Here is a 772-nt window from a genome sequence, read left to right as displayed (position 1 = left end):
GGTCTGGCTGGCCGCCGTCGCCTGTTCCACCATCGCCGCGTTCTGCTGCGTCACCTTGTCCATCTGGTCGGCCGCGCCCGATACCTCGCGCAGGCTCGTCGCCTGTTCCTTGGCGCTCACCGCGATGGTCGAGATCAGCTCGGCCATCGAACTCACCTCGGCGACGATCTCGTCCAGCGACTTGCCCGAGGCCGTCACCAGCTCGACGCCGCTCTCCACCTGGCTGCGCGACGTCGCGATCAGCGTCTTGATCTCCTTGGCCGCCTCCGCCGAGCGCTGGGCGAGCCCGCGCACTTCCTGCGCGACCACCGCAAAGCCCTTGCCGGCCTCGCCGGCCCGCGCCGCCTCGACCCCGGCGTTCAGCGCCAGGAGGTTGGTCTGGAAGGCGATCTCGTCGATCACCGAGATGATCTGGTTGATCTGCTCGGAGGATTTTTCGATCTGGCTCATCGCCGCCACCGCCTGGCCGACGATCTCGCCGCCCTTCTCGGCCTTGCCGCGGGCGGCACGCGCCGCATTCTGCGCCTTGCCGGCGCCCTCGGCGGTCTCGTTCACCGCTGTCGTCACCTCGCCCAGCGCCGCTACCGTCTCCTCAAGGTTCGCCGCCTGCTGCTCGGTGCGCTGCGCCAGGTCGTTCGAGGCCGTGTTGATCTCGCCAAGGCCCGAGCGGATCGAGGCGATCGGGGTCACCACGCCGCCGATCGCGTCTTCCAGCTTGGCCACCGAATCGTTGAACTTCGCCCGGATCGGCTCGAACTCGGCCGCCACCGGC

Annotated in this window: 1 protein-coding gene; it reads right to left on the bottom strand. The window is 69.3% G+C overall.

Annotation, left to right across the window (positions count from 1 at the left end; genetic code table 11):
* Positions 1 to 772: methyl-accepting chemotaxis protein (locus MJ956_RS18705; protein WP_253965925.1), on the bottom strand; the 772-nt coding region annotated here is incomplete at both ends.

It is taken from the genome of Aurantimonas marianensis (assembly GCF_024195285.1).
In the GTDB taxonomy this organism is placed as follows: Bacteria; Pseudomonadota; Alphaproteobacteria; order Rhizobiales; family Rhizobiaceae; genus Aurantimonas; species Aurantimonas marianensis.
This window is presented reverse-complemented; position numbering and strand designations above follow the sequence as displayed.